The sequence below is a fragment of the Archangium sp. genome, assembly GCF_036388035.1.
In the GTDB taxonomy this organism is placed as follows: Bacteria; Myxococcota; Myxococcia; order Myxococcales; family Myxococcaceae; genus Archangium.
The window spans coordinates 1-3,810 of sequence record NZ_DASVSO010000506.1; the positions used below are offsets into that span (position 1 = coordinate 1).

1 protein-coding gene and 1 pseudogene are annotated in these 3,810 nt (G+C 68.7%); both read left to right on the plus strand.

Annotation, left to right across the window (positions count from 1 at the left end; genetic code table 11):
- Positions 1 to 2,303, plus strand: a 2,303-nt coding sequence (locus VF697_RS20380; RefSeq protein WP_331097433.1) for an Ig-like domain-containing protein, incomplete at its 5' end; no start/stop codon positions are given.
- 428 nt (positions 2,304 to 2,731) lie between these two features.
- Positions 2,732 to 3,810, plus strand: a pseudogene (locus tag VF697_RS20385) (OmpA family protein); the annotation flags it as partial.

Genomic DNA, 3,810 nt, shown 5'->3' on the forward strand with positions numbered 1-3,810 from the left:
ACCTGGGCAACGCGGACCTCACGCCGGAGCGCTACGAGTGGACCGTGGACACCACGGCGCCGGGCGCGGACATCCTCGCGCCCCTCCCAGCGAAATACAGCAACTCGAAGAGCGCGACGTTCCAGTTCAACTACACGGCGATGGAGCCGGGCACGGTGAAGTACCAGTGCAAGCTGGACACCGAGCCAGTCTTCACCGACTGCACCAGCCCGAAGACGTACACGGGCCTGGTCGACGGCGAGCGCACGTTCCTGGTGCAGGCCATCGACGAGGCGGGCAACGCGGACCTCGCTCCGGCCACCCACACGTGGATCGTGGACACCCTGCCGCCGGGCGCGACGATCTCCTCGTCCCCACCGAAATACAGCAACTCCAACAGCGCGACGTTCCAGTTCACCCATACGGCGACGGAGCTGGGCACGGTGAGGTACCAGTGCAAGCTGGAGACGGAGGCGGACTTCACGCCGTGCACGGGCCCGAAGACGTACACGGGCCTGAGCGAGGGGTCGCACACCTTCGAGGTGCTTGCCATCGACGAGGCCGGCAACGTGGACTCCAAACCGGCCAAGTACACCTGGACGGTGGACATCAAGCAGCCGGACACTTTCATCGACGAGAAGCCGGCCAATCCCACCAATGCCAGGAGTGCGAAGTTCACCTTCCACTCGGATGACAAGGGGACGGTGAGGTACGAGTGCCGGCTGTTGCCCGCCACCTTCACGCCCTGCATGGCCCCGGTGGACTACACGGCCCTGAGCGGGGACGAGTACACCTTCGAGGTACGCGCCATCGACGAGGCCGGGAACGTGGACCCCAGCCCGGCCAGCTACACCTGGACGGTGGACACGAAGGAGCCGGACACCGTCATCGACGACAAGCCGGCCAACCCCACCCACTCGGCGGATGCGACGTTCACGTTCAGCTCGGATGACAAGGGGACGGTGAAGTACGAGTGTCGGTTGTTGCCGGCCACCTTCACGTCGTGCGCGGGTCCGGTGAGCTACACGGGCCTGAGCGAGGGGCCGCACACCTTCGAGGTGCGTGCCATCGACGCGGCGGGCAACGTGGACTCGACCCCGGCCCCTTACCAGTGGACCGTGGACCTCACGAAGCCGGACGTGAATATCGTCTCCGGCCCGTCGGCCCCCACGCGCGAGACGAGCGCGACGTTCGGGTTCAACTCCAACGAGGCCGCCAAGGACGTGACGTACCTGTGCAGGCTGGATGACGCCCTGGACTTCACCCCGTGCCCGAACCCGCAGACGTATACGGGGCTGGGCGAGGGCAGGCACACGCTCCAGGTGATCGCCATGGATAAGGCGGGCAACATGAGTGTGATGCCGGCCGAACGCACCTGGACCGTGGACACCACGGCGCCGGTCACGAAGATCGTGTCGGGCCCGGCAAGCACCACCCGGCAGACGAGCGCCACGTTCGACTTCGACGTCGCCACCCCGGAGCCGGGCGTGAAGTACGAGTGCAAGCTGGACACCGAGGCGGACTTCACCGAGTGCCCGGACCCGAAGACGTACACGGGCCTGGGTGAGGGGAAGCACACGCTGCTGGTGCGCGCCGTGGATGCCCTGGGCAACGCGGACCTCACGCCGGAGCGCTACGAGTGGACCGTGGACACCCTGGGGCCCGTGGCTCCGGTGGTGAGCCAGTCGCTGGAGGGAGCGACGTTCGACACCTCCACGCCGGTCCTCACCGGTACGGCGGAGCCCGGGAGCACCGTCACCGTCATCATCGACGGCAAGGAGGTGGGGACCGTCACGGCGGATGCGTCCGGTAACTGGAACTACACGCCGACCACGTCGTTGAAGGACGGCCCCCACGAGGTGAAGGCCCGCGCCACGGATCCGTCCGGCAATGAGGGTCCTGTGTCCGACGGTCGCACTTTCACCGTCCGGGACACCACGAAGCCGGAGACCACCATCACCTCCGGTCCCTCGGGCTCCACCTCGGAGAGCAGCGCGACGTTCCACTTCAGCGCCAACGAGCCGGGCGTCACCTACGAGTGCAGCCTGGACGGGGCCGCCTACACCCCGTGCACGTCGCCGGTCACCTTCAACGACCTGGCCCCGGGCGAGCACACCTTCCAGGTGCGCTCGCGCGACACCGCGGGCAACGTGGAAGCCAGCCCGGACAGCCGCACCTGGACCGTCACCGACGGCAAGGGCGGTGGGGACATCTCCTTCCTCGGCGATGGCTTCGGCTGCTCGGCCACGGGTGGGGACTCCACGCTGGTGCTGATGGGCCTGGGCAGCTTCCTCGCGCTGGCCCGTCGTCGGCGCCGCAACTAGCGTCCCTCGTGTCGTGAGTCAGGCCGGGCTCCCCTCTGTGCGAGGTGGGGCCCGGCCTTTTTTCATGCCCTCGGGTGGATGCCTGGCTGCCCTTCGAGGGGCAGCCAGGTTCAACACGAACCCAACCAGCCCGAGGAGCGGGCCCCAGCCCACTCGCCTGGGGACGCCCATCCGTGCAGGCAAGCGATTCGGTGCCGACGAGGCTGTTGGAACAAGGACTTGGAGGGTCCAGAAAGGAGACCGACCGTGTGACCAACGCTGGATGAACGCTGGACATATTTCACCCGGCTCGAGTGTCCATGTCGCGCAGCGCTGTCCCGATACGAGTCTGGGAGACCTTCTCCTACGGCTTCGGACCTCGGAGGCCGCGCCTGGGGGCGGTCCTGGCACAAAAGGACCCGTAGGGGGCCCCCCGACATGGAGAAATCATGAGCCACACGAAGTCGTCCCTCCACCGAGGGATGCGGAGCAGTGCGCGCTCGTCGACGCGTTCAGTCCTGTGCCTGTCCGCCGTCGCCACGATGCTGCTCGCCTCGGCCTCGCTCGCGCAGCCCACGGGCCTGAATGAGTTCGAGGTGGAGCGTCTGGAGTTGAACCCCAACGGCAAGGGCTCGCTGCTGATGGGCACCGGCGAGCTGCTGCCGGCCGGCGGCTTCCGCCTCTCGCTCGCGGGGCAGTACGAGAATGAGCCGCTCTCGTTGTACCGCAACGGCACTCCGGTGGGCTCGGTGGTGTCGGACCGGGTGACGGCGCACCTGCTGGCGGCCTGGGCGCCCCTGCGGTGGCTGGAGCTCGGCGTGCAGCTGCCCCTGGTGGCCTGGCAGCGCGGCGAGGATCTCTCTACAAGGGGCATTGGGGCTCCGGCCCGCACGGGCCTGTCCACGCCCACGGTGCAGGTGCGGCTGGGGCTGCTCTCGCAGCAGCGGGAGGCGCCGGTGGACCTGGCGCTCGAGCTGGGCGCGGGGCTGCCGGTGGGCAGCGCGGACGCGCTCTCGCGCGAATCCACTGTCCGGCTGGCGCCCAGGGTGATGGTGGGCCGGAGCTTCGGCCCGCTCCGCGCGGGTGTGGAGGCCAGCATGCTGGTGCGGCCCGGGGACGCGGTCCTGCTCAGCGATGACGTAAGCATCCAGGGCAAGCTGGGCAACGAGGTGCGCCTGGGCGCGGTGCTCGCCACCACGGGGGAGAAGCTGCGCGGAGAGCTCAACGTGCGTGGCACCCTGCCACTCACCGACGAGCCGAAAGCCCTGGAGCTGCTGGCCGGTCTGCGGCTGCCCGTGAGCGAGTCGACCGAAATCTATGCGATGGGTGGCCCCGGCTTCGGGAACGCCCCGGGCACGCCCACCTTCCGACTGCTGCTCGGCGCGGCCTTTGGTGGTGGGGAGAAGCCGGACGCTTCGCGGCGTGACGATGACGGCGATGGCGTGAGGAACGCCGATGACAGGTGCCCCACGGAGGCGGGTCCGGCCGAGCGCCAGGGCTGCCCGGTGAAGGACACGGACGGCGACGG